This is a genomic window from Shinella yambaruensis, from assembly GCF_022899355.1.
GTDB classification, from domain to species: domain Bacteria; phylum Pseudomonadota; class Alphaproteobacteria; order Rhizobiales; family Rhizobiaceae; genus Shinella; species Shinella yambaruensis.
This window is the reverse complement of record NZ_JALJCK010000004.1, coordinates 219,166-243,171: the sequence shown is the minus strand read 5'-3', so window position 1 is coordinate 243,171 and position 24,006 is coordinate 219,166. Positions and strand designations below refer to the sequence as shown.

Annotated in this window: 22 protein-coding genes; 5 read left to right on the top strand and 17 right to left on the bottom strand. The window is 66.2% G+C overall.

The window, feature by feature from the left end:
- Positions 1-91: 91 nt before the first annotated feature.
- On the top strand, positions 92-268 hold the full coding sequence (locus MUU56_RS11120) for a hypothetical protein (RefSeq protein ID WP_244767371.1): 177 nt from the start codon (positions 92-94) through the stop codon (positions 266-268).
- Positions 269-343: 75 nt separating this feature from the next.
- Here the strand turns inward: MUU56_RS11120 and MUU56_RS11115 are convergent, their stop codons facing one another.
- From MUU56_RS11115 to MUU56_RS11100, 4 genes are all read right to left on the bottom strand, one after another.
- Positions 344-1,399 carry a sensor histidine kinase gene (locus MUU56_RS11115; protein WP_244767370.1) on the bottom strand — a complete coding sequence of 352 codons (1,056 nt, stop codon included), beginning with the start codon at positions 1,397-1,399 and terminating at the stop codon, positions 344-346.
- On the bottom strand, positions 1,400-1,846 hold the full coding sequence (locus MUU56_RS11110; protein ID WP_272804299.1) for a response regulator: 447 nt from the start codon (positions 1,844-1,846) through the stop codon (positions 1,400-1,402).
- Positions 1,843-3,339 (bottom strand): sensor histidine kinase, encoded by a 1,497-nt coding sequence (locus MUU56_RS11105; protein WP_244767369.1) that lies wholly within the window; start codon positions 3,337-3,339, stop codon positions 1,843-1,845. The genes MUU56_RS11110 and MUU56_RS11105 overlap by 4 nt, the downstream gene beginning before the upstream one ends.
- A gap of 116 nt (positions 3,340-3,455) precedes the next feature.
- Entirely contained in the window at positions 3,456-4,337 is an 882-nt protein-coding gene (locus tag MUU56_RS11100; protein ID WP_244767368.1) for a DMT family transporter, read from the bottom strand.
- Between the two features lie 188 nt (positions 4,338-4,525).
- On the opposite strand from MUU56_RS11100, the gene MUU56_RS11095 reads away from it, so the two are divergent.
- Together MUU56_RS11095 and MUU56_RS11090 are read left to right on the top strand one after the other, a co-directional pair.
- Positions 4,526-5,431, top strand: coding sequence for a DMT family transporter (locus tag MUU56_RS11095; RefSeq protein WP_244767367.1), 906 nt, complete (start codon positions 4,526-4,528; stop codon positions 5,429-5,431).
- 94 nt (positions 5,432-5,525) lie between these two features.
- Entirely contained in the window at positions 5,526-6,188 is a 663-nt protein-coding gene (locus MUU56_RS11090; RefSeq protein WP_244767366.1) for a S24 family peptidase, read from the top strand.
- A 6-nt stretch (positions 6,189-6,194) separates the two neighbouring features.
- Here MUU56_RS11090 and MUU56_RS11085 read toward each other — a convergent pair whose 3' ends face one another.
- Positions 6,195-7,076: a transporter substrate-binding domain-containing protein gene (locus MUU56_RS11085; protein WP_398430234.1), complete on the bottom strand. Its 882-nt coding sequence runs from the start codon at positions 7,074-7,076 to the stop codon at positions 6,195-6,197.
- Between the two features lie 57 nt (positions 7,077-7,133).
- Between MUU56_RS11085 and MUU56_RS11080 the strand changes: the two genes are divergently transcribed.
- Entirely contained in the window at positions 7,134-9,068 is a 1,935-nt protein-coding gene (locus MUU56_RS11080; RefSeq protein WP_244767364.1) for a glycosyltransferase family 2 protein, read from the top strand.
- A 164-nt stretch (positions 9,069-9,232) separates the two neighbouring features.
- Here MUU56_RS11080 and MUU56_RS11075 read toward each other — a convergent pair whose 3' ends face one another.
- The 11 genes from MUU56_RS11075 to MUU56_RS11025 form a co-directional block, all read right to left on the bottom strand.
- A complete protein-coding gene (locus MUU56_RS11075; protein WP_244767363.1) occupies positions 9,233-11,254 on the bottom strand; it encodes a beta-galactosidase in 2,022 nt (673 codons plus the stop codon).
- 107 nt (positions 11,255-11,361) lie between these two features.
- Positions 11,362-12,009 carry an SDR family oxidoreductase gene (locus MUU56_RS11070; protein ID WP_317633293.1) on the bottom strand — a complete coding sequence of 216 codons (648 nt, stop codon included), beginning with the start codon at positions 12,007-12,009 and terminating at the stop codon, positions 11,362-11,364.
- Positions 12,010-12,019: 10 nt separating this feature from the next.
- Entirely contained in the window at positions 12,020-13,675 is a 1,656-nt protein-coding gene (locus MUU56_RS11065; protein ID WP_244767361.1) for an amino acid ABC transporter permease, read from the bottom strand.
- Between the two features lie 60 nt (positions 13,676-13,735).
- Positions 13,736-14,482: a transporter substrate-binding domain-containing protein gene (locus tag MUU56_RS11060; protein ID WP_244767360.1), complete on the bottom strand. Its 747-nt coding sequence runs from the start codon at positions 14,480-14,482 to the stop codon at positions 13,736-13,738.
- Positions 14,483-14,696: 214 nt separating this feature from the next.
- Positions 14,697-15,329: an RraA family protein gene (locus MUU56_RS11055; RefSeq protein ID WP_244767359.1), complete on the bottom strand. Its 633-nt coding sequence runs from the start codon at positions 15,327-15,329 to the stop codon at positions 14,697-14,699.
- Positions 15,326-15,943 (bottom strand): glutathione S-transferase N-terminal domain-containing protein, encoded by a 618-nt coding sequence (locus MUU56_RS11050; protein ID WP_244767358.1) that lies wholly within the window; start codon positions 15,941-15,943, stop codon positions 15,326-15,328. The genes MUU56_RS11055 and MUU56_RS11050 overlap by 4 nt, the downstream gene beginning before the upstream one ends.
- Positions 15,944-15,956: 13 nt before the next feature.
- The gene (locus MUU56_RS11045; protein WP_244767357.1) at positions 15,957-16,832 is read right to left on the bottom strand and encodes an SMP-30/gluconolactonase/LRE family protein; all 876 of its coding nucleotides are present in this window, start codon (positions 16,830-16,832) and stop codon (positions 15,957-15,959) included.
- A 163-nt stretch (positions 16,833-16,995) separates the two neighbouring features.
- Positions 16,996-18,501 (bottom strand): tripartite tricarboxylate transporter permease, encoded by a 1,506-nt coding sequence (locus tag MUU56_RS11040; protein ID WP_244767356.1) that lies wholly within the window; start codon positions 18,499-18,501, stop codon positions 16,996-16,998.
- Between the two features lie 3 nt (positions 18,502-18,504).
- Positions 18,505-18,954 carry a tripartite tricarboxylate transporter TctB family protein gene (locus tag MUU56_RS11035; protein ID WP_244767355.1) on the bottom strand — a complete coding sequence of 150 codons (450 nt, stop codon included), beginning with the start codon at positions 18,952-18,954 and terminating at the stop codon, positions 18,505-18,507.
- Between the two features lie 45 nt (positions 18,955-18,999).
- Positions 19,000-20,418 (bottom strand): MmgE/PrpD family protein, encoded by a 1,419-nt coding sequence (locus MUU56_RS11030; protein ID WP_244767354.1) that lies wholly within the window; start codon positions 20,416-20,418, stop codon positions 19,000-19,002.
- Positions 20,419-20,524: 106 nt separating this feature from the next.
- Positions 20,525-21,526: a Bug family tripartite tricarboxylate transporter substrate binding protein gene (locus MUU56_RS11025; RefSeq protein ID WP_244767353.1), complete on the bottom strand. Its 1,002-nt coding sequence runs from the start codon at positions 21,524-21,526 to the stop codon at positions 20,525-20,527.
- Between the two features lie 149 nt (positions 21,527-21,675).
- Here MUU56_RS11025 and MUU56_RS11020 point away from each other — a divergent pair, with 149 nt between their 5' ends.
- Positions 21,676-22,524 carry an IclR family transcriptional regulator gene (locus tag MUU56_RS11020; protein ID WP_244767352.1) on the top strand — a complete coding sequence of 283 codons (849 nt, stop codon included), beginning with the start codon at positions 21,676-21,678 and terminating at the stop codon, positions 22,522-22,524.
- Between the two features lie 113 nt (positions 22,525-22,637).
- Here the strand turns inward: MUU56_RS11020 and MUU56_RS11015 are convergent, their stop codons facing one another.
- Positions 22,638-23,945, bottom strand: coding sequence for an NtaA/DmoA family FMN-dependent monooxygenase (locus tag MUU56_RS11015; protein ID WP_244767351.1), 1,308 nt, complete (start codon positions 23,943-23,945; stop codon positions 22,638-22,640).
- Positions 23,946-24,006 lie beyond the last annotated feature (61 nt).

Sequence of the window (24,006 nt, the reverse complement as noted above, 5' to 3'; positions counted from 1 at the left end):
CCCGCGGAACAGCGCGGGGCGGGGGGATGTGAGACCTTCTGATCACCGGATGAGAGAGGCTCATCCCTAACCAGAGATCAGGAGAGACCCCATGCGCAAGATCATCGTTTCCGCCACCGTCGCCCTCGTTGCCGCCGTTTCCTTCGCCGCCCCTTCGCAGGCCGGCTACTACAGCTACGGCTACAAGCCGCACTGCTTCATCAAGAAGGTCAAGGCCTACGACTACTACGGCAATGTCGTCATCAAGAAGATCAAGGTCTGCAAGTAAGCGTCCCCGGCACAGACCTTTGAGCGAAAGGCCCGGAGCCCAGCCTCCGGGCCTTTTGCCGTCCGGTGTTCCGCGCTACGCCTGCCGTGCGGCATCGGCCATGCGCACCAGCAGTTCGGCACGCGTGCCGACGGTGCGGCTGGCATAGGCGATTTTCGCGCCGAGGCTCGACGCCATGGCGCCGATGATCTTGGAGCCGAGGCCGGTGCCACGCACCGGACCCTCGCCGCGCCAGCCGATGCCGTCGTCCTCGACGAAGAGCAGCGCGGTTTCAGGGTCAAGCCGGGTGAAGCCGACACGCACCTCGCCGCCGGTCTCGCCATAGGCGTATTTGAAGGCATTGGTGACGAGCTCCGTGACGATGACGCCGAGCGAGACGGCCCGGTCGGTCGGCACATGCAGCGGCTCCAGCATGCGGTTGAGCCGCACATTGCGGCCCTGCCCCTTCATCGACGTGTCGAGCTCGGACAGCAGCGTCGAGAGATAGGCGCCCATGTCGACATGGCGCACATCCTCCGACGTATAGAGCCGGCGATGGATGCCGGCGATGGCCGTGATGCGGGCCTGTGTCTCGGAGAGCGCTTCCTTCACCGCCTCGTCGGACGCGCTCGACATCTGGAGGCGAATGAGGGCGGCGGCGAGCGCCAGCGAATTGCCGACCCGGTGGTTCACCTCGGCCAGCAGCACCTCCGCCCGTTCCTTGGCGGCCCGGATCTCCTGCTCGGCCCTGAGCTTCGCACGCTTCAGCTCGGCATTTTCCAGCGCCTGGCCGAGCGCATTGGCCAAAAGCGGCATGAAATCCTCGCCGACCGACTTGATGACATAGTCGGCCGCGCCCGCCTTCAGCGCCTCGACGGCGACCTGGGCGTCGTTGGACCCCGTCACATAGACGACCGGCACCGCACCCGGCGCATCGACCAGCTCCCTCAGGAAGGAAAGGCCGGTGCCGGATTGCAGGAAATGGTCGAGCACGACGGCATCGAAACCACCTTCGGCGAAAAGCGCGCGGCCGTGCTCCACGTCCTCGGCATGCAGCACCTCGTAGCCGAGACGGCCGAGCGCGCGCTCGGCGAGCCGAGCCAGGATCGGATCGTCGTCGATATAGAGGATGCGGGCGGCGCCTTCCTTCATTTACTGCGTCTCGGGAATCTGGATCACGGAGAAGAACAGGCCGAGCTGGCGGATCGCATGGGCGAAGCTCTCGTATTCCACCGGCTTGGTGATGTAGACGTTGGCGCCAAGATCGTAGCAGCGCTGGATCTCCCGCTCGTCGTCCGTCGTCGTCAGGATGACGACCGGCAGGCGCTTGGTGTGGACATTGGTCTTGATGCGCTGGAGGATATCGATGCCGGACATGTCCGGCAGGTTGAGATCGAGCAGGATCAGCAGGAACTTGCCGGCGCTGGCAAGGCCCGACCGGTCCTTGCCGAGCACGAAATCGAGCGCCTCCGTGCCATTGGTGAAGGGCACGACCTCGTTGTGCACGCCGGCGCGGCGGATGTTCTTCTCGATGAGGCGCGCATGGCCCTCGTCGTCCTCGATCATGACGATGGTGACTTCCTTGCCCAGACCGTTCATGCCTGCATACTCCTGACTACTTTGCTGAGGTCGGGCGGCAGACGAAGCACGAATGTCGTCCCCTGCCCGAGTTCGGATCGGACGACGATATCACCGCCAAGATTGCGCATCAGTGAACGCACATGCGCAAGGCCGATGCCTTCGCCGGGCTTGTCCTGGGTGCCCGAGCGGCGGAACAGTTCGAAGACTCGTTCGTGATCTTCGGGCGCGATGCCGCGGCCATTGTCGGTGAACTCGATGACGAAACCGGCGCGCCCGCCATTCTTCGCGGTGACGGAGATGCGCAGCGGCCGGTCCGGCGAGCGGTACTTGATGGCGTTGTCGAAGAGGTTGCCGAAGACCTGCTCCAGCGACAGCCGGTCGGAAATGACGGTCGGCAGCTTGTCGTCGATGGTGACCTCGCCGTCGGATTCGCCGACCTGATGCCCCACGGCCGCCGCGCCCGCCTCGACCAGCGCCTTGACGTCCACGCGCTCGATCCTGAGCTCCCGCCGCCCGTCGCGCGAAATCTTCAGGATGGCATTGATGAGGCCGTCCATCTTCTTGGTGGAGGAGCGGATGAAGCCGATCGCCTCGGGCAGGTCCTCCGAAGCCGCGCGGCGCGCCTCGAGGATGTCGCCTTCGCTCGGCGCCTTGCCGTCGGCCAGCACATAGCTCTGGATGGCGGCGAGCGAGGCCTGCAGTTCGCTGGTGAAGCCCATGATGTTGACGAGCGGCGCGCGCAGGTCGTGCGTCACGATATAGGCGAAGCGCTGCACCTCCTGGTTGGCGCGGATCAGCTCCTCGGTGCGCTCGTCCACCCGCCTTTCCAGCGTGGCGTTCAGCGTCTCGACCTCGCGGCGGGCGACGATGATGTCGCGGGTATATTGCATGATGACGGCGGCCGCGCCGCCGAGCACGCCGATGATGGCGATGGCGCCGATCACCGTCGTCCATTGCAGCGCGCTGGCGGACCGGAGCGTATCGACGACGCTTTCCTCCAGACTCCGGTCCGCATCGTCCATGATGGAGCCGATTTCGACGCGAAGCTCATCCATGAGGACGCGGCCGCGATCGGTCTTGACCTCCTCGATCGCTTCCGCCTGGCGGCCCTGCTCCATGAGACTGACGGTTCCGGCAAGCTCCGCCAGCTTCTGCTCGACGAGGCTGCCGACCCGCGTCGCCCGCTCGGCATATGCGGGAAGGCGCATCGCCTTCTCGAGGAAGACCTTTTCCTGTTCGGCAACGCCCCGCAGCGCATCATCATAAGGAGCCCGGAATGCGGTGTCGCCTGTTATGATGAAACCGCGCTGGCCCGTTTCCGCATCCTTCAGGATGGACAGGAGATCGGCGGCGGCGCTGCGCGCCTCGCGCACCTCGATGAAGCCGGTGAAATAGCCCTGCACCTTGCTGACGAGCCAGAGCGACGTGCCGACGATGCCAAGCAAGGCAAGCATGCCTGCAATCAGCAGGATAACTGTCGAGCGCACGAAGGCGGCGTTCGAAATCGGCATCTACTCCCCCGGTTCAAGCCGTCCACAGGACGGCGACAATATCGTTGTCATGACCGCTTGCAACCAACCAGTGTGATGAAAACGGAATTCTTTTGGTTGTTTCGTTACTTAAGAGGTCAAATCCGGGCCCGGAAGCGCCCGGCGAACCGTTCGCTGGCGATGATGACCATGCCGGCGGAAAAGATCAGCGTGGCGCCGACGAAGACATTCGAGCCGGGCACGTCGCTCCAGATGAGATAGCCGAGCACGAAAGCCCAGACGAGCGAGGAATATTCGAAGGGTGCGAGCACGGAGACCGGCGCCCGGCGCATGCCCTCGAACATCGCGAACTGCCCCAGGCCGGCAATCACCCCAGTTCCCGCCATCAGCGCCAGGTCGAGCAGCGCGACCGGCTGCCAGACGAAGGGCAGCGCGACGGCGGTGAAGAGGAGGAAGAAGCCGCTCGATATGGTCACCTGCACCTGGGTGCGCTCGTGCAGCGCCGTCTTGCGCAAGAGCACCGTCGCGATCGCCCAGAAGATGGCGGCCTGCAGGGCGAGATAGACGGGCAGCGAAAGCCGCAGGCCCTCGGCCGCCACCCCGCAGGCGACGACCACGCCGACGAAACCGATCACCACCGCGAACCACCGGTATCCCGGCACCTTCTCGCCGAGGATCGGCACGGAGAGGATCGTCATGACGACCGGCGAGGCATAGTAGAGCGTCGTCAGTTCGGCAAGGCCGAGATCGCGCGCGGCGGTGTAGTAGGACAGCCAGGCGGCAAGCAGCAGCAGGTTGCGCAGGAAGAGCGGCTTCAGCACCGGCGAGCGACGCGCGCTTTGCAGAAGCGGGCGCCCGCCGAAGGCAAGACAGAGTGCGAAGATCGTCAAGCTGCGCACGAACAGGATCTGCCAGACCGGCAGGGCCGCGACGAGCCATTTGACGGTCGCATCCTGCAAGGAGAACATGAAATAGGCGAAGGACGTCAGCAGAATGCCGGAAGAGACGGTCTTTTGCACGGAATGGGCCTCGAAGGCGCGGAAGCGCCGCGCTCCGCCTTGATAGCGCGCCGCTCGATGCAGCGAAAGAGGCAGAAAATCACGGGGGGAGGAAATTTTTCCCACCGCCGTGAATCCTGCCGCGAAAAGTCCGCTGCGCCGGCAAGTTTCGGCGTGCAAGCGGGGCCGCACAGGTATATGCGCGAGCCATGGACTCCAAACGCACCGGCTACCTCTTCACCCTGCTTGCCATCCTGATCTTCAGCCTGCAGGACGCGATCTCGAAACATCTCGGCAGCCTCTATCCGCCGGTTTTCATCGCCATGCTGCGCTTCTGGGCCTTCGGCGCCTTCGCGATGGCGCTGGGCGCGCGCAGCCCGGGCGGACTGAGGGTGGCGGCGGCGACGAAACGGCCGGCGCTGCAGATCCTGCGCGGCGTGCTCCTCGCCTGCCAGATCGTCGTCACCATCACCGCCTTCACCACGGTCGGGCTTGCCCATTCGCAGGCGATCCTGGCGTCGGGGCCGATCTTCGTCGCGCTCCTGTCCATGCCCCTGCTCGGCGAAAGGGTCGGCTGGCGGCGCTGGACGGCGATCGGCGTCGGGCTCTGCGGCGTCCTGATCATTCTCAACCCGGGCGGCGGCGGCTTCGACACGGGCGTCCTGCTGCCGCTGGTTTCCGCGCTCATGTTCGCGGTCTATGTCATCGCGACCCGCCTCGTCAGCCGGGACGACACCGCCTCGACGAGCTTCTTCTACATCGGCGTGGCCGGCGCGGCGGCGATTTCCCTCGTCGGCCCCTTCTTCTGGACGAACCTTACCCCGGGCGACTGGCTGTGGATGGGCCTGCTCTGCATCACCGGCATGTCGAGCCACTATTTCCTGATCCGCGCCTACGATCTGCTCGATGCCGCCGCCGTGCAGCCGCTCACCTATCTCCAGGTCGTGCTGGCGGCGATCATCGGCGTTGGCATCTTCGGCGAAACGCTGAACCTCAACATGGTGCTCGGCTCGGCCATCGTCGTCGGGGCCGGCATCTTCACCGTGTGGCGCGAGAGCGTGGTGGCACGCCGCCGGGCGGCGGAAAACCTGCCTGGAAAGCACACAGGAAAATAATCCTTTTTTCTTTACTCGGAAACCGTCCTTGGATATGCTTCCGGCCAGTCGGACCGGCACTGGCCGGCCCGTTGCCTTGGCAGGGTTTTTCAGCATGTTCTCCCACGACCGGATCTGGGCAGCGATCGACGCCCTTGCCGAGCGCAACCGGCTCTCGCCGTCCGGCCTTGCCCGCCGCGCCGGGCTCGACCCGACGTCCTTCAACAAATCGAAGCGGCAGGGCGCGGACGGCCGCCAGCGCTGGCCATCGACGGAATCGATCGCCAAGGTGCTCGACGCGACCGGCGCCTCGATCGACGAATTCTTCATGCTGGCCGACCCGGCGCGCGACGCCGCCCTGCCGCAGGGCGCCTTTCCGCCGCAGACCGGCGCCATTCCCCTGCTCGGCTTCGCCCAGGCCGGTGCCGGTGGCTTCTTCGACGACGGCGGCTTTCCCGCCGGGCAGGGCTGGGACGTGGTGGAGTTTCCCGCCTCGCCGGACCGCAAGCCCGGCGTCTATGCGCTGGAGGTGCAGGGCGACAGCATGCTGCCGCTCTACCGCGACGGCGACGTGCTGATTGTCGAGCCGGGGGCGCAGGTGCGCCGCGGCGACCGGGTAGTGGTCAAGACCCGCGAGGGCGAGGTCATGGCCAAGGTGCTGCATCGCCAGACGCCGCGCAAGATCGAGCTCGTCTCGCTCAATCCCGAGCATCCGAACCGCAATTTCGACATCGACGACGTCGACTGGATCGCCCGCATCATCTGGGCCAGCCAGTAGGGCGCATCAGCCGCCGTAGAGATTGACCGGGAAATAGCGCAGATAGATCTCCTGCAGGCGGCCGCTGCGCGAGAGCGCCAGCAGCGCATGGTCGATCGCGCCGGTTATCGTCGCGTCCTCCTTGCGGAACATGATGGTCAGCCCCTCGCCGAGGAACCGCTCCGACAGGTAGGGGCCGTCGAACAGGCGGCAGCAGCCGGCCGATTCCGAACCGCTCGTCCAGAAGGCGAGCTGCATGCCATCCCCGAAGACCGCCTCCACCTTGCCGTCCTTGAGGCTCGCCAGCAGGGCGGCACGATCGGGAAAGGCCTCCGCCTGCACGCGCGGGAAAAAGGCCTTCAGCATCGCCTCATGCGCGCTCGCCGCGACGACGCCGACCCGCTTGCCATCGAGCGCCGCCGCGGTCTCGCCGGCGGGCGGCGCCTTCTTCGTCACCGCAAAGCGGGCCGGCAGGCGCATGAAGGGGCGCGAGAAGAGGAAGCGCTTGCGCAGCTCCGCGGTGACGGCGACGCCCGCGGCGACCGCCTCGCCATTGCCGTCGACCAGTGCCTTTTCCAGCTCCGGGAAGGTCACAGCCTGGATCTGGCATTTTTCGGTGAGTGCCAGCTCCCGGCAGATCTCCCGCACCAGGTCGACATGGAAGCCGGCGAGCTTGCCGGTCTGGTCGATGAAGTTGAACGGCGGAAAATCCACCGTGGTCAGGAAGCGCAGCCGCACGATGCCCGACAGATCGGGCCGCCCGATGCGCTCGCGCGTGTCGAACAGGATCGGCAGGTCGACCGGCGCGCGCTCCTGTGCCGCGACGCCCAGGGGCTTGGCCGACGCCATCAACAGGCAAAGCGCAAAAAGCCCATAAATTTTAAGAGGTGAATTTCCGGTGTGCCGCATTACAATCAACTTGGGGTTTAAAAGGGGTGCAGCCGCCTGCGCGGCTGCGGTGGCTGCATGCGACTGGCAGAATATCCCGACGACATCGGTTTCGCTACCGCAATCGGCATCCTGCCGGCACAGCTGCCGCCACCCCGCGACGACACCGTGCCGTCCCGCCTGATGACGGAAGCCCGGCTCTTCCGGCGCCTCGGCCTGCCCAAACCCCTCATCTCGACCATGCTGGTGCGTGCCAACCAGCACGGCACGTCGCTGGAAACGGAGCTTTTGGCGAGCGGTTCGATCTCGGAAGACATCTATTACGAGGCGCTGGCCGAACTCTTGGACATCCCCTTCCTCGACCGTCTGGATCCGGCCGAGGTCGAGGATCTTCCCGATGCCGATACACAGCTTGTCGACCCGACCGTGGTGCGGCTGCGCCATCTTTCCCGTCCGCCGACGACGGCGATCGTGCCGAGTGCCGAGCGGCTCGGCTATCTGGGCGAGCGGCTGGCACAGTCGCCTGGCCTGCGCACCATGATGGCGGCGACCACGCCCTCGGCCCTGAGGGCCGCGCTCTGGCAGGCCGGCCGGCACCGGCGGCTGCGCGACACGGTGGACGACCTCCACGCGACCATGCCGGAGGCGAGCGCCCGCATCACGCTGCGCGGGCGGCAGGGCTTTTATACCGGCGTCGCCGTGACGCTCCTCCTCGTGCTGGCCGTCGCCGCCCCCGTGCTGGCCGCGCTGGCATTGCACATCGTGCTGAGCCTGCTGTTCCTGGGCAGCTTCCTGATCCGCCTGATCGCCCTCATCGCCAAATGGCGACGGGAGCGCCGGGCGCTGGTGCCGTCCCCGCCGCCCCGGCCGCGCCCGACCTATTCCATCTTCGTCGCGCTCTACCGGGAAGCGGCCGTCGTGCCGCAACTCATCGACACCCTGAACCGGATCGAATGGCCGGCGGCCCGGCTCGATATCAAGCTGATCTGCGAGGCGGACGACCAGGAAACGCTCGATGCGCTCGCCCTCACCCGCCTCGGCCGGCAGTACGAGATCGTCGAAGTGCCGCCCGGCCGGCCGCGCACCAAGCCGAAGGCGCTCACCTATGCGCTCGGCGCCGCGCGCGGCGACTACCTGGTGATCTACGACGCGGAAGACCGGGTCGATCCCATGCAGCTGGAAGAGGCCTGGCGGACCTTCGAGGCCGGCCCGCCGGATATCGCCTGCCTCCAGGCGCCGCTCGTCGTCACCAATGCACGGGAAGGCTGGCTCAGCGCGCTCTTCGCGCTCGAATATGCCGGCCTTTTCCGCGTGCTGCTGCCGCACCTTGCCGCCGCGCGCCTGCCCATGCCGCTCGGCGGCACGTCCAACCATTTTCGCACGCGCGTGCTCCAGCAGGCCGGCGGATGGGACCCCTACAATGTCACGGAGGATGCCGATCTCGGGCTCCGGCTCTACAGGCTCGGCTATCGCTGCGGCACGCTCACCCGGCCGACCTACGAGGAAGCGCCCGTGGGGCGTGACGCCTGGCTCGGCCAGCGCACGCGCTGGTTCAAGGGTTGGCTGCAGACCTGGCTGGTGCTGATGCGCCATCCCTCCCGCCTCGTTTCGGAGATGGGCCTCTGGCCGAGCGTCGTCTTCCAGGTGCTGATCGGCGGGCTCATCCTCTCCTCGCTCGCCCATCCGCTGATCCTCGCCTATCTCGGCCTCATCACCTGGTCGCTGTTCTCCCAATCCGCCTTCATGGTGGGACCGCTCGAATTCACCCTCTTTGCCATCGACATCGTCAACATCTTCGGCAGCTACGCGGTTTTCATCGCGCTCGGGCGAGGCGGCATGACGGACAGGGAGCAGGCCGCGGTAGGAAGGCACTGGATGATGACGCCCGTCTACTGGCTGCTGCTGTCGGTCGCCGCCTGGCGCGCCGTGGGGGAGCTGCGCCACAATCCCTTCTTCTGGAACAAGACGACACACCGGCCGGTGCAGCCCCAGGCGGAAACGGAAGCCGGATAATTTTTCCGCTCTTACCAGCAAACGCAACAAAGCAACCCTTCATCCAGTCCTTCTCCCCAGGGAGGGACGGAGGGACCGGACGAAGGGGACGCCCCGACGCGGCGGCCGGGAGCGTTTCGGCGCAATTGCGGACGCGGGACCGCTTCGCACTTGCCGGGATTGCCCTAGCGGCCGCTTTCCGTCCAGATCGCCACATCGACGGGCGCAAGCTGCCGGTCGCCGACGAGGAAGGTCGCCTCCGCGCCGGCCGGCACGGCGGCGGGGGTGCTGCCATAGTTGAAGGCGAAGCGCAGCCGGCCACGGCGGGCGAGCCTGACGTCGCCGAGATCGGGCAGGCTCCCAACGCCGGCCCAGCCGAGCGTGTCGCCCATCAGCTTCGCCAGGAATTCGCCGCGCGGCAGCGTGCCGACATAGCGCGCGCGATCATTGCCGATGACCGCCGGGGAGCCGGGACGATGCTCGCCCTCGAAGGTGGCCAGCACCGTCTCGTTCGTGCGGATGAGCTCCCGCCAGCCGGTCACCGGGTGGCTCGCATTGCCGTAGAGCACGGGCTCGCTGTGGTAGTCCGGCAGGGACTCGACGCGCGTCACGCGGAAATCGAGGAGATCGGCGAGCGGGCCGGGCGGCAGGTCGGCGGGGATGTGCATGTCGCGCGTCTTGCTGCCGCTGCGCGGGCCGAACAGGGCCTTGGCCTTCGACGCCTTCAGCCGGGCAAGGAAGGCGGCATCCGGGATGACGAGGTCGGGCGCCAGCACGAGGCCGTAGCCGGAGAGATCGGAATGCTGGCCGATGAAATCGACATCCACGCCAAGGCGTGCGACGGCGGAATACCAGTCGAGCGCGATGGCCGAGGCGGCGTAGCCGCGCCCCTGCGGCAGGGCGCTGGTGGCAAAACGCGATTCGTAATCGAGCAGGATCGCGACGGCGGCCTTTTCCCGCACCTCGCCCTTCGGCAGCCGCGCCATCTCCTCGGCAACCTGCGCCACCTCGAGATAGCCCTGGTCCACCTCGCTGTTCGGCAGCAGCAGACCGGCATGGAACTGCTCCTGCGCGAAGGGCGCCTGGCGCCAGCGGAAATAGGAAACCATGTCGACGCCATGCGCATAGGCGAGCCAGGTCCACAGCCGCACCATGCCGTCTGCCGGCGACTGGTTGTGCGCCGCCCAGTTGACCGGCCCCGGCTGCTGTTCCATCACCCAGACCCGGCCGCGGCCGACGGCGCGGTAGAGGTCGTGGTTGAAGGCAGGCTGGTCGGGATCGCCGACGCGCAGATATCGCGCCTTCTCCTCCGCGCCGAGGCGGCCGTTGATCAGCCCGCCCATCGGATAGACATCCCAGGAGGCGATATCGATATCCTCGCCGACCTTGTAATGGTCGAAGTCGGTGTTCTGCGACATGAAATTGTGCGTGACCGGACGGCCCGGCGAATGCTGCCGGATGAGGTCCACCTGTGCCTTGTTGAAAGTCTTCACCTGGTCGGAAGAGAAGCGGAAATAATCGACGAGATGGGTTGGCGTCGGCTCTTCCACGAGGTTGTTCGGCAGGTCCACCTCGTCGAACGTGTTGTAGTGCATGCTCCAGAAGGTCGTGCCCCAAGCGCGGTTCATCGCCTCGACCGTGCCGTAGCGCGCGGCGAGCCATTGCCGGAAGGCCAGCTTCGCCTCGTCGGAATAGCTGTGGATCGTGTCATGGTCGCCGTATTCGTTGTCCGTCTGCCAGGCATGCACGAAGGGGTTTTCGCCATAGCGGCGCACCATGGCCTCGGTGATGCGGGCCGCCTCCAGCCGGTAGCGGCGGCTGGAGAAACAATAGTGCCGGCGTGCGCCGAACTTGCGCACCACGCCGCGCGCATCGACCGGCAGGATATCCGGATAACGGTCGACCAGCCATTTCGGCGGGGCGGCCGTCGGCGTGCCGAGGATGACCTTGAGGCCGGCGCAGCCGAGCACCTCGATCGCCTCGTCCAGCCATTCCCAATGGAAGACACCGGCCTGCGGCTCGATCTGCGACCAGGAGAACTCGCCGATGCGCACCCAGGCAAGGCCCAGCTCCACCATGCGGCGGGCGTCCTCGTCCCATTTCTCCCGCGGCCACTGCTCCGGATAGTAGCAGACGCCAAGCTCCAGCATGCCGGCGTCCGGCCGGGCAGCGTCGAAGCGGTTCTGTTTGGTGAGCGGCTTGTGCACCAGTATCGTCCTTCATTCTCCGCGGCGCCGGCCGGGCCGGTCCGCTTTCGTCACGATTGCAATATAAACGTTTATATCACTGTTCAAAATTCCGCCGGGCCGGGCGGCTACCAGAGCACCGTCCGGCCGTCATAGGCCCTGAAGCTTCCGGTCTCTGCCATCGTCGCGCCGTCGATAAGCCGCTTCAGCCCGAGGGCGCTTTCCACTACCTCGACCGCCGCCTCCGTGCCGCCCATATCCGTCTTCACCCAGCCGGGATGCAGCGAGAGGACGACGATGCCGTCGGACCGGAAATCCTGCGCCAGCTTGACCGTAGCCATGTTCAGCGCCGCCTTGGAGCAGCGATAGGCATAGTCGCCGTCCTCGTCATCGATCGTACCTTCCGCAAGCGAGCCGGCACGGCTGCCGATATTGGCGATCACCCGGCGCCTGCCGGCGAGGAGATTGGGCCTGAGCGCCCGGGCGACGAGCAGCGGGGCGAGCGCGTTGATGCGCATGACCTCCAGAAAACCATGCGTTTCCAGCGAGGCGAGGCCGCCGGTATCGCCGCGGATCGCGGCATTGTTGATGACGATATCGATCGGCACGCCCGCCAGATGGTCCCCGAGCGCGGCGATCGAGACCGCGTCCGACACATCGAGCGGCGGGGCATCGCCTGTCCCCTGCCGCGTGCAGGCGATGACGCGCCAGCCGGCTGCCGCATAGAGATCGGCCAGCGCCCGGCCGAGGCCCCGCCCGGCACCGGTGACAAGCACGGTTCCTGTGTCAGCGGTGCTTGGTGTCATATTTCTTCTCGATGAGGCTGATGAGGCTTGCCGCCGCCAGCGTCAGCAGGATGTAGAGGATCGCCGCCGAGTTATAGGGCGCGAACGGCAGGAAGCTCGCCGACTGGAACTCCCGCATGCGCTGGGTGATGTCGCGGATCGACAGGATCGACAGCAGCGAAGTGTCCTTCAGGATGGCGATCAGCTCGTTGCCGAGCGGCGGGATGACGATGCGGAAGGCCTGCGGCAGGATGACGAGCCGCGCCGTCTGCCATCGGTTGAGGCCGAGGCTGCCCGCCGCCTCGATCTGCCCGGCCGGGATGGCGTTGATGCCCGAGCGGAAGATCTCCGCAAGATAGGCGGAATAGGCGATGGCCATGGCGACGATGCCGCGGATCAGGTTCGGCGGATCGAAGACGCCGGCCGTCGCATCCTTCAAGGCGCCGGAAAGCGGCAGGCCGACATAGAGCACGATGACGAGCATCGGAATGCCGCGGATCGTATCGACGATGAATTCCGAGCCGATGGACAGCGGATGGCGGCGGTGCAGGAAACCGCCGAAGGTCAAGAGGCCCGCCACAATGGCGATGACGGCGAAGGTGATGCCGGCGGCGCGGTCGCGATCGTTCAGCGCCTCGACCTGCCAGAGGCGCGGCCAGTCGGCGGGCGCGGCCGCGGCAGGCAACAACGCGCCGCTGACATCCTCTTTTCTACCGATCGCCTCGATCGCCTGCTCGGGCGTGACGAAGGTCCGCACCGGCGTCTCGGTGGTCGGGCCGCCCTCGTACTGGCCGAAGCGCACGGCGCCGATGAGGCCCGACGGGGTGCCGGTGATGATGCCCACCTTGCCCTCCAGCGTGCCGGCCAGCACGTAGTTGTCGCGTGGCTGCATCAGGAACCAGGCGGAGAGCGCGGCAAAGGCGAGTGTCATCGCCGCAAAGAAATAGAGGCTCCGGCGCGTATAGCGCAGCTTCAGGAGCCCCACCCAGACGAGACCGAGCATGGCCGCGAGGATATAGGCGGCGATGGCCGCGCGGATGGTCGTGGCAAGGCCCGAGGCGAAGGCGAGGTGGGCGAAGAGGAAGACGAAGACAAGGCCGGCGCCATTGACGAGGCCAAGCAGCCACGCGCCTGCCCGGCGCAGGCGGCTTTCCGCCGGAACCGGCGCGCGGCTGCCGGCGAAGGTGAGGCCGAGGCCCGCGACGAGCAGCACGGCATAGGCCGGCCAGAGCCAGGCCTCCACGCCGCGCACCATGAGATCGGCCGCATCCGTCAACTGGCGGGGCGTCGCACCCTTGACGACGAGATCGGACTTGAAGGGATCGACACCGTTCGCGACGACCGAGGCGATGAAGGGATGGACGAGATCACCCGCGAGAATGGCGGCTGTCGCCAGAAGCCCCGCAAGGCCCACCGCCATCGTGAGGCGCGGCCACGCCAGCGTGCCGCGCGACAGGACGAGCACCGCAAAACCGGCGGAAAAGGCGACCGCGAGCAGCAGGAACCCCGGCACGAAGGCGCCCGACCCCAGCTCCACGCCCAGGATGGCGCGCAGGGAACGCTGGTAGTCCGCCGACGCGGCGAACAGGTAGACGATGAAGGGCAACGCGGCGAGGATCACCAGATTGCTGGGCCTCACGCTTCTGACGAACGACATTTCGGCCTCCGGCATCACGACATGCCGGAAGCGCCCGCACGGTGCTTCCGGCAGAACCTCTTACTTGAGGCCCCAATACTTGGCGATGAGTTGGTCGAGCGTGCCGTCGTCCTTGATCGCCTGCAGGCCCTCGTTGAAGGCCGCGACATTCTCGTCGCCCTTGCGGAAGACGAGGCCGAGCGGATCGGATTCGAGATCCTTGATGGAGGCGACGAGTTCGCCGGCAAATTCCCGTTCATAGGCGGCGGCATTGGCGCCGTTGATCACGACGCCATCGACGTCCTTGTTCTTCAGCGCGATGATGGCGGCGCTGAAGCTGTCATAGGCGATGACGTTCTCCTTGCCGACGACGCCTTCGGCGACCTGGGCGTCCGTCGTATTGGCCTGGGCGGAGAGCTTCCGGCCTTCGGCCTTGAATGTCTCCAGCGTGATGCCCTGGTCCTCGGCGCGCGTCAGCACCGCCTGGCTGTTGACGATATAGGGATCGGAGAAATCCATCGCCTTCTTGCGCTCGTCGGTGATCGAGACGCCCGAGGCCACGAGGTCGAAACTGCCCTGGTCGAGCGCGGCGAAGATGCCGTCCCAGCCGGTCGTCACGAATTCGGCCTGGCAGTTGATCTTGGCGCAGATGGCATTGACCACGTCGACATCGAAGCCGACGATCTGGCCGCTCGCCGGGTCCACGCTTTCCATCGGCGGCGACGTGGTGTCGGAGCCGACCTTCAGAAGCTTGCCGCCGAGATCGGCCGCATGCACGGCCCCTGTCGCGAAGACGGCAAGTGCAAGTGTTGCAACGAATTTTTTCATCTCTTCCTCCTCAACCGTCGGTGCCCGCCCATGCGGAAGGCCCTCGACAAATCCCCTCACCGGCAACGGCTCCATCCCCGGCATCTTCCTGCCGCAGGCGGACCTCCTCCAGCCTTGGTGAAAGTGGTAACAAGGAATATAAACGTTTTCAAGACACAATATAAACGTTTTTATTCTCCGAGCTCCAGATGAAGCCGCTCCCGGTATTTACGGGTCAGCGGCGTGCCGAGGGACGCTGCTGGCGCAAAATCGCGTCGCGTTCCTCTTCGAGGCCCTGGATGGCCTCGGCCTTGGCGAGGACCCGGTCGGCAAACTCCCTGGGAATACACACGAGACCATCAAGACTGACGGCAACCAGATCCCCGGGGGCTATGCGAACTCCCGCCACCGTTACGGGCGCGCCGACCGACACCGAATGAAACCGGCCCTTGCTTCGCAGCGGGGATGTGCCGCGGCACAGCACGGGAAGGGAGCCTGCCGCCAGGGCTTCGGCATCACGCGTCACGCCGTGTAGCACGATCCCGTTCAATCCGTTGGCCTGCGCGCGCAACGAATGCCCCTCACCCCAGGTCGCGATATCCGTATTCCCGTCGGCGTCGATGACGAGGATGTCGCCGGGGCTGGCAAGGGAAAGCGCCGCCTCCCCCTGCCGCACCACGCCTGGCTGGCCGGGTTCTGCCAGGCCTTGCTTCACTGTGAAGGCCCGTCCGAAGACGGTGCCTCCGGCGCCACCGAGCAGGCGGTAGCCGCCGCCGGCGTTCTGCGGCAGGCCGAGCTCGTCCATGGCATCGCTGATCTGCCCGACGCCGACGCCAGCGGCGATCGCCCGCTCGATGGCCGCCTTCATGCCGGCACCCTGGGTGCGGTCGCGGCGACGGACGCCTTCCCCGACACCGTCTCGAACCAGGCGGCAAGGGCCGGCCGGCCCTCGCGCCAGCCGGCCGCATCCGGCAGGCGGACATCGAACCAGCCGAGCGCGCAGACAAGCGCCACTTCGCCGATCGTCAGCGTCTCGGTGGCGAGATCCACCGCCTCCTTCTCCGCCGCGTCCAGTCCGTTCATGACCTTCAGAAGCTGCACCTTCTTCCATTCGTCCCACCGCTTGTCCCCGGGGCGCAGCCCCTCGATGCGGACAAGCTGGCCGGCCTCCAGGATACCGTCTCCAAGGGCGTTGCGGCGCAGCGCCGCCCATTTCGCCGCGCCGCTCGGGAAGAAGCAGGGGGCGCCGTCCAGGGCGTCGAGATATTCGGCGACGACCGTCGAGCCGTAGAGGACGGTGCCGTCGTCGAGCGTCAGCGCCGGGATCTTCCCCAGCGGATTGACCGCGATGGCAAGGTCGGGCGGCTGGAGCGGATTTACCGGCGCGGGCACGCGTTCGAGCCTGTCGGCCAACCCCTTCTCGTGCGCCACGATCATGACCTTGCGGACGAAGGGCGAAAGCCCGCCATAGAGAAGTTTCATCGCTTTTCTCCTGTCAACCCTGGAACCGCGGCTCGGGCAGGCCCTTGACGCCGACATCGAGACGGAAGAGCCCGCCGGCATCCGGCTCGGCCACGCGCTGCTCTTCGCTGAGGCCCTGCCAGGCGGTGGTGACGTAGAGGACGTCGCGGCCGGGGCCGGCAAAGCCCGCGCAGGTGATGTTGGTGACGGGCATCTCGACGACGCGGTCGACCGTACCGTCCGGCGCGTAGCGAACGATGCGCTTGCCGGCGAACTCGCAGTTCCAGATGAAGCCCTCCGCGTCCACCGTCGAGCCGTCGGGGCGGCCGGGATTGGTCGTCAGGTCGGCGAAAACGCGGCGGTTCGAGATGACGCCGTCGTCAATGTCGAAATCGAAGGCCCACATCATGCGCTTCGGCGTATCGGCAAAATACATCGTCTTGTCGTCGGGGCTGAAGCAGACACCGTTCGGGATGTTGATCCCGTCGAAGAATCTCTTGGCGGAGAAGTCCGTTCCGATGCGCCAGAAGTTGCCGTCGTCCTGGCGGACCTTGTCGTTCATGCTGCCGAGCCAGAAGCGGCCTCGGCGGTCGCACCGACCGTCGTTCAGGCGGTTGTCCGGCAGATCTTCCTCGGGATGAAAGATCTTTTCGCGCTCGCCGCCACCGGGGTCGAAGGCATAGAGGCCGTCGTCCTGCGCCAGGATCATGCCGCCGCTTTCCCGCAGCGCATAGCTGCCGAGCGCGCGGCCGCCGGTGAGGTAGACCTTGTGTTCGCCCGTCGCCGGGTCGAAGGACTGGACCCGCGGACGGCGGACGTCCATCCACCAGAGGAGATTGGTGCGGTCGCACCAGACCGGCACTTCGCCGACCTGGTCCCCGGATTTCACGACACATTCGATTTGCGTCATCGTTCTCTGCTGCTCCTTTGCATGTCGTTTCAAGGGGCGTCCGCTCGGACGCGGGAATCCGTGCGCCGGAAGGAAATCTCCGGTCGCCGTCCGCAGCGCGGACAAAGGCATTTTCGGGGGTGGCCGCGACGCGCCGGCGGGCGGCGCATCGCCATCCGGCCGCTCAGGCTTCTTCTGTGAAGACCTCCTCGCGCTTCTTTCGGAACTGGGGAAGGATGACGGTTGCCAACAGCAGCGCGGCGACCAGAAGCAGCACTACGGAGACCGGCCGCGTCACGAAGGTCGTCGCATCACCCTTGGCGAGAAGCAAAGCGCGCTTCAGGTTCGATTCCAGCATGGGCCCGAGAATGAAGCCGAGCAGAAGCGGCGCCGGCTCGCATTTCATGCGCATGAAAAGGTAACCGACGAAACCGAAGACCGCCGCGGTCATGATCTCGAACGTCTGGTTCTGGATGCTGTAGAGCCCGATGACGCAGAAGACGAGGATGGCCGGATAGAGGTAGCGGTAGGGCACCGAGATCAGCTTCACCCAGATGCCGACGAGCGGCAGGTTGAGCAGCACCAGCATGACATTGCCGACGAACATCGACGTGATGAGGCCCCAGAAGAGCACCGGCTGCTGGGTGATGACCTGCGGGCCGGGCGCGATGTTGTGGATCATCATGGCGCCCATCATCAGGGCCATGGTGCCGTTCGAGGGGATACCGAGCGTCAGCATGGGGATGAAGGAGGTCTGCGCCGCTGCATTGTTGGCGGCCTCCGGACCGGCGACGCCTTCGACCGCGCCATTGCCGAAACGCTCGGGATGCCGGGAAACCTTCTTTTCCAGAGTATAGGCGGAGAAGGAGGCGAGCGCCGCGCCGCCACCCGGCAGAATGCCGAGGACGGAGCCGAGCAGCGTGCCGCGCGCCGCCGCCGGCGTCGCATCGCGAAAATCCTCCCGCGACGGCCACAGCCGCGTGATCCGGTGAAGGACCGGCGTGTTGCTGGTCTTCTCGCCGACATGGGCGATGATGTCGGCGAAGGCGAAGAGGCCCATGGCGACCGAGACGAACTCGATGCCGGTCGAAAGCTCCAGCGAGCCGAAGGTGAAGCGATAGGCGCCGCTGTTATTGTCGATGCCGACGCTGCCCAGAACGAGGCCGACGAGCACCATGCCAACCGCCTTCAGCAGCGAGCCGTGCGCCAGGATGACCGCCGCCACGAGACCGACGACCATCAGCGAGAAATATTCCGCGGGACCGAAGGACAGGGCGACATTCGCGAGGACAGGCGAAAAGCCCGCGACGAAGAAGGTCGAGACGGTGCCGGCGAAGACGGAGGCGAGCGCGGCGATGGCGAGCGCGGCGCCGGCGCGGCCGGCATTGGCCATCTTGTGCCCGTCGATGGCGGTGACGACCGAGGAAGCCTCGCCCGGCAGGTTGACGAGGATCGCCGTCGTCGAGCCGCCATATTGCGCGCCGTAGTAGATACCGGCCAGCATGATGAGCGCGGACACGGGATCCAGCGCATAGGTGAGCGGCAGGAGCATGGAGATCGTCGCCAGCGGGCCGAGGCCCGGCAGGACGCCGATCGCCGTGCCGACGATGACGCCGACCAGGCAATAGAGAAGGTTCGCCGGCTGGAGGGATGTCGCAAAACCCGCCAGGAGATTGGTGAAAAGGTCCATCGTTCACATCCAGAAAGTAGGGATCCGCAGATCCAGCCCGACGATGAACAGGAGCCAGGCCATGACGGTCAGCGCGGCGGCGGAGACGAGCACGGCCGGAAGGCGGCTGTTGCGCGCCGCGAGCGCCGAGATCAGCACCAGCGCGGGAATGGCGACGAAAAGGCCGGCCGTCAGCAGCAGCGCTCCCGCCACGAGAATGGCCGCCGTGACCACGATGGCGGACCGCCATTCGAAGGGCGGCGCGGCCGGATGCCCGGCCCGCATCGCCTTGGCCGTCACGAGCAGCCCGACGACGACAAGAAGCACGCCCAGCGCCAGGGGAAACATGCCAGGCCCCATCTGGGCGCCGCGCCCGAGGGGATATCGCAGCGACTGCCAGGCGACGAACAAGCCGAACAGCGCAAAGAATAATCCTGCCTGGCCATCGGCCGTGGCGTAAAATCTGGTCCTCATGGGTTCTCCTCCCGGACGCCGGCCTGGACCAGCGTCCTGATCGTCCTATTGCGCGGCGTCCGCGCGTCGTTTCGCCGAGGGCACGAGCGGACGCAGGAGCGCTGCCACGTCCGCGGACTTTTCGAGGTCCTTCAACGCCTCGAAGGCTGCTTGCGCGACGCCGGCGTCCACGCCGCAGCTTTTGGCGCAATCGAGGAATTTGGTGTTGAGGTCCGCCCAGCTCAGCGGGCGCCTGGGATGGCCGGGCGCGGTGTCGACCCGGCGCATGATGGTACGACCGTCGGTGAGCCGCGCCTCGACGACGACAAAACCGCGCGTTCCGGCGCTCTTCCTGTTGTAGTCCGGGTCCTCCGCGCCGCAGGCCTCGTCCTCGACGACCTCGATCCGGTCGTAGAGCGACCAGATCTCCGGCCGCAGCACGGCGGCGTCCTCGAAGGAGGCGATGGTCAGGTGACGGTCGAGCATGGCGACGGCGAGGCCATAGGGCATGCTGAACTTGCCTTCGAGACCGGTCCTCGGCCGATTGAACCGCAAAGGCAGAAGTGCTCCGGGAACGACGCGGCAGGTCAGCTTTTCAAGCTGGCCGAGCAGCGGCCCGACCTCGCGCTCGATTTCCGCCACACCATCGATGGCGCGGTGCGTCGCATAGCAGGTCGGGAACTTCTTCAGCGCGATGCCGGGCGAGACGATCGTCCACGGGTTGCCGAGAAGCGGCAGGACCTTGCCGGCGTCGCTCTCCTCCGTGCCATAGGCCGAGAGATAACCGCCCTTGTCCTCCAGCGCCGAGAGCGAGGCGGTGAAGCCTGCGCGGACGAGGTCAACGGCGATGACCGCCGATTGCGCCGCCCAGCCGGAATGCAGCGGCTTGGTCATCGTGCCGAAATTGGCCTGGATGCCGGAGGCCGTCGAGGCGGCAAGACTCATCGCCATGCGCGTTTCGTCCACGGTGAGATCGAAGCGACGGGCGAGCGCCGCCACCGCGCAGAACAGCGCGATCGTGCCGGTCGTGTGATAGCCGCGCTGATAGTGACGGATGCCGACGCCCTGCGAGAGCTTGGAGCCGACTTCGAGGCCGACGATATAGGCATCGACGAAGTCGCGGCCGGAGATCGGCGCATCGTAGCACTGGGCAATCAGCGCCGGCATGATGACGGCGGCGGGATGTCCCGGCATCATCGACAGGACATCGTCGAAATCGAGCGCCGCGCCGAACGTGCCGCCGACCAGCGCTGCTGCCGGTGCGCTGGCGGACGCATCCGTTCCGATCAGCGGCACGGCGCCCTGCCCCATGCGGGAAACATAGTCGAGCATGGGTCCGGCGACCTCGCTGCCGGCGCCCGACAGGATCACCGCGACCGTGTCGACGATGACGCGCTTGGCAAGTTCGACGGCATCCTCGCCGGCATCGGCGATATCCGCATTCTTCACAAACTCGGCAAGGCCGAGCGAAAGACTGGCACTCACGGGCATATCCTCTTGCTTGGAGCGTTTCCAACTCCTTGTCTCGGCACAATTGCGGACGCAAAGCCGCTCCGTACCCCTGCTGGAACCGCTCCAGTCCGCTCGTCGCCTATTGGGCGACGATGTTGGCATCCTTGATGACCTTGCCCCATTTCTCGGCGTCGGCATTGACGAGAGCCTTGAAGTCGGCCGGGGTGCTGCCGACGATCGTCGTCGCCGATTCAGCCCATTTGTCGATCAGCACCTTGTCCTTCAGCGCAACGTTGATCTCCGCGGACAGCTTGTCGACCACGTCGGAGGGCGTTCCCGCCGGCGTGAAAATCCCCCACCAGAGGCGCACGTCGATGCCGGGATAGGCTTCGGCAAGCGTCGGCACATCCGGCAGGATGGCAGCGCGGGTCGTGTCGGTCACGGCCAGAGCGTTGCTCTTGCCGTCCTTCACATAGGGCAACATGTTGACGACATTCGAGAAGCCGAGATCGACCTGGCCGGAAATCAGGTCGAGGCTCGCCTGGGCGATTCCGTCATAGGGCACGTGCACCAGCCTGATGCCCGCCGCAGCCTGGAAAAGCTCGGCCGCCAGATGCGCCGCGCTGCCCTGCCCGACCGAGGCATAGGTGATGGATTCCGGCTCGGCCTTCGCCTTCTCGACGAGCTGCACAATCGTCGTGATGCCGGTCGAAGGATGGGCGGTTATGAGCATCGGGGTGAACCCGAGCTGGGTGACGGGCTCGAACGCCGTCAGCGTGTCGAAGGGCAGATCCGGTCGCAGGGCGCGGTTCATGGCGTGCGTGGCGACGCTGCCGACGAGGATCGTGTAGCCGTCCGCCTGCGCATTGGCGACGAACTGCGTCGCGACCACCCCATTGGCCCCGGGCTTGTTTTCGACCAGCACCGGCTGGCCCCAGGCCTTCGAAAGGTGTTCGCCGATGGCGCGGGCCAGGAGATCCGGCGGGCCGGCCGGCGGGAAGGGCACGACAATCGTCACCGGACGATCGGGAAAGCCTGCAGCCGCAGCCACAACGGGCGCAGCACCGGCAAGCGCGCCACTGGCCAATACGGCAAGGCCGAGGCGGGCAAAAGTGCGAATCAAGGTTCTGCGGGTGGTCATGTTTTCCTCCGTTCAGCGATCGGCTCCCATTTCCGATTTGGAGTTTGTGCCATTATTTGGGAAAAACATCAAGTTCTGAATGTTGCGATATTTTCTATTTTCTGTATGGTGCCTTCAAACAGCGGAAGGCATTGCAGACGATGGAAAAGGTGGCAGGGGAAAAAACCAGCATCGACCGGGCGTTCGAGATCCTCGATCTCCTGGACGAAAGCAGTCCGACGGTCTCGCCCGAGCAGATCGCAGAGACGCTCGACCTGTCGCGGTCCACGACCTATCGCTATCTGCGCGTGCTTTGTAATGCTGGCCTTCTCGTTCAGCTGAGCCGCGGCAACTATTCGCTCGGGCCGCGCATCGTCGAACTCGAACGCAAGATCCAGATCAGCGACCCGATGACCTCCGTCGGCAACCGGATCATGCCGGAACGCGCCCGCGCCGTGCCGGACAGCGTCATGATCCTGTGTGGCTTGTGGGGCGACCGGGTGCTCTGCCTGCGCCAGGAAAACAGCGACCCGTCCGGCGAGGCGCCGCTCCGGCTCCTCAGAGCACGCGGCCTGCCTTTCTCCCTGTACAAGGGTGCCGCCTCGCTTGCGATTCTCGCCAATCTTCCATCGGCGCGGATGAAGTCTCTCTTCCTGCGCAGCAGTTCGGACATTGCCGAAGCCGGCCTCGGCGACAATTGGACGGATTTCCGCCGGCGGATGACCGCCATCCGGAAGGCCGGCCATTGCATCACGGTCGGCACCTTCGAATCCGGCCTCGCCGCCATCGCGGCGCCGATCTTCAATGACGAAGGCGTCGTCATCGGCAGCCTGGCGCGCATCCTGAAGCGGTCCCATCCCGAATCCGACGACGACCTCGCCGCCGACGTCCGCGACGCCGCCCGGCAGTTTTCCGAGGAGCTTCAGGCGGGCATGGGCGCATCCTCCGCGCGCGACGCTGGAACCCTAGCCATCGAGGACGATGCCGCGATCCTCGGCAGTCTGGTGGAACACGTCTAGACTCTTGCTTTTGCCGCATTATCCGACGCCGAAGCGATTTCGCATCGGCTGGAAATGCTCCAGGCCCCGGATCGGATTGCGCCGCCCGGAGTCACAGGCGATGGAACTGGCAGCTACCTTTCCTTCAGGTGCCCAATGAACGTGCCGGCTTCGTAGCGCTGCCTGAACAGACCCTCTCCGGCCAGTGCCGGCACAAGCTTTTCCAGGACCATCCGCATCGACGTGACGGAACCGCCCGGCACGGCGATGAACCCGTCTATCGCCCCATCGGCCGTCCAGTCCCGGATTTCGGCGACCGCGTCCTCGACCGTGCCGACGATCTGCCAATGGGCGGACGCCACGACCTCCGGCAGGCGCAAAAGCTCGCCGACCGTAGGCTCGCCCTGAATGATCGCACGGCGCAAAAGCTCGCTGCGGGTGCGGCTGCGTGGCGCCTCCGGCGGGAGCGGCAGGTCCTTTGCCGCGATCCTCCTGTCGTCGGGCCAGTCGGTGAGATCGAGGCCGATCATCGCGCGGATGGAGGCAAGTGTTCGTGCGCGGTCGGCGCGGGCATGCGTCGCGGCGAACAGGTCGCGCGCCTCCGCGCGGCTATCGGCGAGATAAAGACTGAGGCCAGGCATGAGCAGGATATCGTCGGCCTTGCGGCCATGGCCCGCCGCCCTGCCGCGGAGGTCGCGGCGCAGGTCGATCGCCGCCTGCTTGTCCGGCGTCGAAGCGAAGACGGCGTCGGCGACCGATGCGGCGAAATTCCGCCCTGCCGCCGATGCGCCGGCCTGGATGAGCGGGATGCGCGCCTTGCCGAAATCCGGCAATGTCAGGGGGCCCCTGACGCTCAGGTGCTTGCCGACATGCTCGATCGGCCTGACCCGTCCGGCATCGGCATAGACCCCGCTCGCGCGATCGGCCTTTATCGCGTCCGCCGGATAGCTCTGCCAGAGACGGCGCACCAACTCGGTGAATTCCGCCGCGCGTTCGTAGCGCTCCTCGGCGGAGGGCATTTCCGCAAGGCCGAAGTTCTCGTTCCCATCAAGCGCCGTGACGATGTTCCAGCCCGCCCGGCCCTTGCTCAGCCAATGCAGCGACTGGATCTGCCGGGCCACGACATAGGGCGGAAGGAAGGTCGTGGAGACGGTCGAGAGCAGGCCGACATGCGTCGTCTCCCGCGCCAGCGCGGCAAGCAGGACCGTCGGGTCGAGGCTTGTGAAGCCCGGGCCGCTTTCCAGCATGTGCGGTGGCAGGAACAGCGTGTCGGGGCGGAAGACGAAATCGAGATGCGCGGCCTCCGAACGGCGCGCGACATCGACATAATAATCGCTTGAGAGGATGCCTTCGACGTCACTGTCGGCACGGCGCCAGGCGTCCCCGCTGAGCCAGGTCGGGGCCAGCGACATGCCGATGTGAATTTTCCTGCAGGCGTCCATGATCCACCATCCCGAGCCATCCCGCATTGCGGAAGCTATTCCAATTCTGTAATTGCTTCCT

Coding starts and splice junctions, on each gene's coding strand:
- MUU56_RS11120 (WP_244767371.1), top strand. CDS start 92: ATGCGCAAGATCATCGTTTCCGCCACCGTCGCCCTCGTTGCCGCCGTT.
- MUU56_RS11115 (WP_244767370.1), bottom strand. CDS start 1,399: ATGAAGGAAGGCGCCGCCCGCATCCTCTATATCGACGACGATCCGATC.
- MUU56_RS11110 (WP_272804299.1), bottom strand. CDS start 1,846: ATGAACGGTCTGGGCAAGGAAGTCACCATCGTCATGATCGAGGACGAC.
- MUU56_RS11105 (WP_244767369.1), bottom strand. CDS start 3,339: ATGCCGATTTCGAACGCCGCCTTCGTGCGCTCGACAGTTATCCTGCTG.
- MUU56_RS11095 (WP_244767367.1), top strand. CDS start 4,526: ATGGACTCCAAACGCACCGGCTACCTCTTCACCCTGCTTGCCATCCTG.
- MUU56_RS11090 (WP_244767366.1), top strand. CDS start 5,526: ATGTTCTCCCACGACCGGATCTGGGCAGCGATCGACGCCCTTGCCGAG.
- MUU56_RS11085 (WP_398430234.1), bottom strand. CDS start 7,076: ATGCGGCACACCGGAAATTCACCTCTTAAAATTTATGGGCTTTTTGCG.
- MUU56_RS11080 (WP_244767364.1), top strand. CDS start 7,134: ATGCGACTGGCAGAATATCCCGACGACATCGGTTTCGCTACCGCAATC.
- MUU56_RS11065 (WP_244767361.1), bottom strand. CDS start 13,675: ATGTCGTTCGTCAGAAGCGTGAGGCCCAGCAATCTGGTGATCCTCGCC.
- MUU56_RS11060 (WP_244767360.1), bottom strand. CDS start 14,482: ATGAAAAAATTCGTTGCAACACTTGCACTTGCCGTCTTCGCGACAGGG.
- MUU56_RS11055 (WP_244767359.1), bottom strand. CDS start 15,329: ATGAAGGCGGCCATCGAGCGGGCGATCGCCGCTGGCGTCGGCGTCGGG.
- MUU56_RS11050 (WP_244767358.1), bottom strand. CDS start 15,943: ATGAAACTTCTCTATGGCGGGCTTTCGCCCTTCGTCCGCAAGGTCATG.
- MUU56_RS11045 (WP_244767357.1), bottom strand. CDS start 16,832: ATGACGCAAATCGAATGTGTCGTGAAATCCGGGGACCAGGTCGGCGAA.
- MUU56_RS11040 (WP_244767356.1), bottom strand. CDS start 18,501: ATGGACCTTTTCACCAATCTCCTGGCGGGTTTTGCGACATCCCTCCAG.
- MUU56_RS11035 (WP_244767355.1), bottom strand. CDS start 18,954: ATGAGGACCAGATTTTACGCCACGGCCGATGGCCAGGCAGGATTATTC.
- MUU56_RS11025 (WP_244767353.1), bottom strand. CDS start 21,526: ATGACCACCCGCAGAACCTTGATTCGCACTTTTGCCCGCCTCGGCCTT.
- MUU56_RS11015 (WP_244767351.1), bottom strand. CDS start 23,945: ATGGACGCCTGCAGGAAAATTCACATCGGCATGTCGCTGGCCCCGACC.